The organism is Trebonia sp. (genome assembly GCF_049794275.1).
Taxonomy (GTDB): Bacteria; Actinomycetota; Actinomycetes; order Streptosporangiales; family Streptosporangiaceae; genus Trebonia.
On the sequence record NZ_JBARCR010001188.1, the window covers coordinates 1 to 4,974 of the forward strand.

Sequence of the window (4,974 nt, forward strand, 5' to 3'; positions counted from 1 at the left end):
ACATGAACGTCATGATCAACGACATCAGCCAGGACCTGCACACCGACGTCCAGGGCGTCCAGGTCTGCATCACGTTGTTCCTGCTGGTGATGGCCGCGCTGATGATCCCGTGCGGCAAGCTGACCGATCGTTATGGCCGCAAACGGTTGTTTCAGCTCGGGCTGCTGATCTACGGGGTCGGCGCCATAATCAGCGCCGCCTCACCCGGGCTCGGCGTACTGATCTTGGGCAACTCCATCTTCGAGGGCGTCGGCACCGCCCTGCTGATCCCGCCCGTCTACATCCTCACCACCATGCTGTTCACCGACATCAAGTCTCGTGCGCGGGCGTTCGGGTTGATCAGCGGCATGGGCGGTGTCGGCGCCGCCACCGGGCCGCTGATCGGCGGCCTGATCACTACGAGTATCAGCTGGCGGGCCGCCTTCGTCTTCCAGGCCCTCATCATCGTGATCATCCTGGTGCTCGGCCGCGGCCTCGTCGACCCGGTGCCCGCCGACCCGGGCCGTCCCTTCGATACCGTCGGGGCGGTGCTGTCCGCCACGGGCCTGGTGGTCTTGGTCGGGGGAATCCTGGCGGCCGATAAGAACGCGGTGCTGATGGCGGTCCTGCTCGTGGTGGGAGTGCTGATCCTGGCCGGGTTCTACCTCTGGATCCGCGGCCGCGAGCGGGCCGGAAAGGAGGCCCTGCTGTCCACTGGCTTGTTCCGCAACCGCACCTCGAACCGGGCCCTGGTAACCCAGAACGTGCAATGGGCGGTGCTGCTGGGCACGTCGTTCGTCGTGTCCGTCTACCTGCAGACAGTGCGGCACTACAACGCGATCCAGACCGGCGTGATCTTCACCGCCGCCACCGTAGGCATCTTGCTGTCCTCACTGGCCGCCGGGCGCCTGGTCAGGCGGTTCCAGCAGCGGACGCTGATCATGGCCGGGTTCGTGATCACCATCATCGGCATCATCGTGCTGCTGGTCCAGGTGAAGGGCCACCCCGGCGCCTGGTACTTCGCCCCCGGGCTGTTCCTGATCGGCCTGGGCGTCGGCGTCATGCTCACCCCCTCGGTCAACGTGGTGCAATCCGCCTTCCCGGAGAAGCTCCAGGGGGAAATCTCCGGTCTGTCGCGCAGCGTGTCCAACCTGGGATCATCCATCGGCACCGCGATCGCCGGCACCATCCTGGTCGCCGGCCTCGCCGACGCCAACCGGTCTTACGGGATCGCCATGATCGTCCTGGCATTCATCGCCCTGCTCGGCCTAGTAGCAGCCGTGCTGCTGCCCAAGGATCAGCCCTCCCCGGAAACCGACACGCTGAGCCCGAGCGCCGAGCAACGCACCTGAAGGAGCCACTGTGGCCGGGTGCAGACGCGCATTGCGCAAATACAGCAACGGTAACAGCAATAGCAAGAGCCACTTGGAAGCTGCCTGGCCGAGCTATTCGGACAAGCGTTCCAGCGATTTTGAATGACCCCCAGGGGGATCCCGGTTAACCAGAACGGTAACCACGACAGGCTTGGCCGGTCCTGGATAGCTGAGACGCAGTGAGGCGACCGACGAGCTAGAACGCTGGTATGACGATGCCCCCGCTACCAAAGGCAGAGGCCGGTTCTCGAACAGGGAACCGGCCTCTTGCATGTGGTAACTGCGCCAGGACCGGCGTATCGCGGCGCACGCTCGTACTAGATGATGATCTTGAAACGTCCGTGCAGCTGATACGGCGCGCATAGCACTCGGTCAGTCGATGGCTCGTGAAGCGCTGGCGGCGGCGTTGCTCCTGCCGAGGGCTGGGTCCAGGCCCAGTAGTAATCTCTCGAGTTACTGGTCCAGGGGCGCCCGGTCAGAACGGCGCTGCCCTGGTCGTCCGTGACTCCGCTCGCCCACAAATGATCAGCACTGTTGCTCAGGCAGTTACTTCCCATGAGTGCGTATCTAGTATGCGCCCTCCCTCCGGAAATGTAGGCCATGATCAGCAGTTCAGCGTTCCCGCCGGGAATGTGATCAACCATAACGATCGCGACTTTGCCGCGGACGGGCGCATCTTCGGGAAGTGCTACGGTGCTGCTGGAAACCCGCGGCAATGCTGCGGCAGCTGCAGGCACCGGTGAATGCGGTGACCTCGGCAGGTGCCGGAGCCCGTTCGCCTGCGCGTGGTAATGCACGGCGACGAGTGTGGCAATTACCAGGCCGACACCCAGCGCCATGAACGCCGACGCGATAAGGAATCTTGACTTGTTAGCCAACCACTGCCCAGACCAGCCCGACTCCAGCAGGTCTGGCTGCCTGTTTCCTGTGTCATGCATTATGGGAACTCCGCCCCCGGACACGAGTTCGAGCCAATCCACGATACGGGCGCATGTTGGCAAATGCGGCAGGCTAGAAGTAGCTATCGCGCTAACCGTGCACTAGCAACCAAGGCCACGGCCCCCGCCGCGGCATAGCATGACCCAAATCCGGAAAGCGAGTGACTACTCGTGATCAGCCTCCCGGCCCTTGCGAAATCAAGGGCTAATGCAGATGTAAAGGGACTGCGGCCGAGATCGTGTAGAGATTGTATGGAGATCGCGTGGAGACTCGCCACCGCTGCGCAGCGCGGCGTTCTCGCCGGATCGAGCCACTGACCTGCTACGCATAGGCCGTGCCGTGGAACAGGGTGTTCGTGTTCCCGCCGACCCAGATGGTGCCGTCAGGGTCGGCTGTGATCGTGACGTCTCCGGCTCGGTCCAGCCGTCCGCCCTGAGAGACGCGGTAGCAGCCCGGTACCGCGCCGGTGCGCAAGAACCATTGCGCCACGGCGGCGTTCATGCTGCCGCAGACAGGATCCTCGGGGACGCCGACCCCCGGTGCGAACGTGCGCAGCTCGAATGCGTGCTCGCTGCCCTCAGGGTAGGCGCCGATCGCGCCGACCATCGCGGCAGGGATCCGCGACAGATCCGGCTGCAGTTCCAGTACCTCGCGCGCCGTCGCGAGCCGTACGACGGCCCAGCCGGGCCCGTTGTCCACCCACTGGTGGGCGAGCACTTGGTCGTGATCGATGCCGAACGCATCGACGATCTGACCGAGGTACTCCTCCTCGATGTCCCCGCTGCGACGGGTGGGAGGGGCCGCGAACGACAACAACCCGGCGCGCCGTCGTACCTCGACCGGGCCGGCATCGCACTCCTGAACGAGGCGCTCCGCGATCTTTGGCGTGCCGCCCAGTTCCAGCCAGGCGTGCGCAGAACCGAGCGTCGGGTGGCCGGCGAAGGGCAGCTCGCCGCCCGGGGTGAATATCCGCAACCGGTAGTCCCCCTCACGAGTGGTCGGCGGCAGGACGAACGTCGTCTCGGACAGATTCGTCCATCGAGCAATGCGCTGCATGTCCGCGTCTTCGAGATCCTCGGCGTCGAGGATCACGGCCACCGGGTTGCCAAGATAAGGGGTGGGGGAGAAGACGTCGATCTGGGCGAATTGGCGTTGGCGTCGCATACAGGTGGCCCTTCGGTCAGTTGGAGCCGGTGGCCGCCGCGACCGCGTCCGCGGCCGCGAGCACATCGGTGACGAGGTCTTCGGTGTCTTCTGTGCCTGCGGCCAGGCGGACCAGGTTCAACGGGACCCCGGACGCGGCGATGTCCTGTTCGCTGAGCATCCCGCGCCACATGGCTGCCGGGTGCACTGCCAACGACTCCACCCCGCCGAGGCTTGCCGAGCGGTGGAAGTGGGCGAGCCGGCCGATGAATGCGTCAGCGGCCTCGTAGCCGCCTGCGAGTTCGACGGCGAGCACTCCACCGAACCCTCGCATCTGGCTGGCCGCCAGCGCGTGCTGCGGATGGCTCGGCAGTCCCGGGTAATGCACCCGAGAAACAGCAGGATGCTCGCTGAGCGCTTCGGCGAGCGCCTGGCCGTTGCTGTCGTGCCGTGGCATGCGCATCGGAAGGGTGCGGATACCGCGCAGCAGCAGCCAGGCGTCGAACGGGCCAAGCACCGCGCCGGTGAGCACGGCGACGTCCCAGATCTGGTTCAGGATCTCCGCCGGTCCGGCCAGCACCCCGGCGGACACGTCGGAGTGGCCGTTAAGGTACTTGGTGGCGCTGTGCCAGACCAGATCGATGCCCAAGTCAATCGGTCGCTGATTGAGAGGTGTCGCGAAGGTGTTATCAGCCAGGGTCAGCACGCCGCGCGTCCGGGCCATGGCTGCGATGGATCGCAGGTCGGTGATCTGCAGGAGCGGGTTGCTCGGTGACTCCAGCAGGATCAGGCGGGTCCGGGGCGTTACTGCCCGCTCGAAGGCCCCAGGCTCGGTCTGGTCGACCTGCGTGGTCGTAATGCCCAGCCGCGGCAGCAGATTCAGCAGGACCGACGCCGTGCCGCCGTACGTGGACTGCTGCCCGATGACATGGTCGCCGGCACTCACCAGCCCCAGTACCGCAGTGGTGAGCGCGGCCATCCCGGACGCGGTGACCATCGCCGCCTCCGCGTGCTCGAGCTCGGCGACTACCGCCGCAACCTGGGCGTGGTTCGGGTTTCCGTAGCGGGTGTAAAAGTCGTGGCCCCGCGGGTCGACGGCGACCTGCGCGAACTGCTCTGCGTCCTCGGCCCAGAACGCCGCTGTCTGGTAGATGGGCCGCGCGACCGCCCGGCTGGGATAGACATCGCGGTCGGCGTGGATAGCGATCGTGCTGCTGCCCGACATGGATAACCCTTCCAGTTGACAGATTTGTGTCACGCCCCACCCAGGAGAGTGGCCGGTAGGCGTCATTAAGGCCAGCCATCTCAGCAATTTTGGCAGTAAATAGCAACAGATCGCGAGACAGGAGTGTGGTAGAGACCCACAGTGCGCAATATTCTGCCAATATGGACGACATCGACCGGTCGATACTTGCCACGCTCGAGAAGCACGGCCGGATCAGCAATGACGAGCTCGCTGCACGCGTCGGTCTCTCGCCGTCGCCGTGCCTGCGGCGGGTTCGCCGACTGGAACAGACCGGAGTAATCCGCGGTTACCAGG

At 65.2% G+C, this 4,974-nt stretch carries 5 protein-coding genes; 2 read left to right on the top strand and 3 right to left on the bottom strand.

Features of this window, described 5'->3' with window-relative positions; translation table 11 throughout:
- Nucleotides 1-1,331: MFS transporter (locus WA805_RS29340; RefSeq protein ID WP_425243944.1), on the top strand; the 1,331-nt coding region annotated here is incomplete at its 5' end.
- Between the two features lie 338 nt (nucleotides 1,332-1,669).
- Here WA805_RS29340 and WA805_RS29345 read toward each other — a convergent pair.
- The 3 genes from WA805_RS29345 to WA805_RS29355 all read right to left on the bottom strand — a co-directional run bounded on the left by WA805_RS29345 (nucleotide 1,670) and on the right by WA805_RS29355 (nucleotide 4,659).
- Nucleotides 1,670-2,191, bottom strand: coding sequence for a hypothetical protein (locus tag WA805_RS29345; RefSeq protein ID WP_425243945.1), 522 nt, complete (start codon nucleotides 2,189-2,191; stop codon nucleotides 1,670-1,672).
- Between the two features lie 421 nt (nucleotides 2,192-2,612).
- Nucleotides 2,613-3,455 carry a PhzF family phenazine biosynthesis protein gene (locus tag WA805_RS29350; protein WP_425243946.1) on the bottom strand — a complete coding sequence of 281 codons (843 nt, stop codon included), beginning with the start codon at nucleotides 3,453-3,455 and terminating at the stop codon, nucleotides 2,613-2,615.
- A 16-nt stretch (nucleotides 3,456-3,471) separates the two neighbouring features.
- On the bottom strand, nucleotides 3,472-4,659 hold the full coding sequence (locus WA805_RS29355; protein WP_422288931.1) for a trans-sulfuration enzyme family protein: 1,188 nt from the start codon (nucleotides 4,657-4,659) through the stop codon (nucleotides 3,472-3,474).
- 161 nt (nucleotides 4,660-4,820) lie between these two features.
- On the opposite strand from WA805_RS29355, the gene WA805_RS29360 reads away from it, so the two are divergent.
- The coding region (locus WA805_RS29360) for an Lrp/AsnC family transcriptional regulator (RefSeq protein ID WP_422323810.1) at nucleotides 4,821-4,974 on the top strand (154 nt) is incomplete at its 3' end.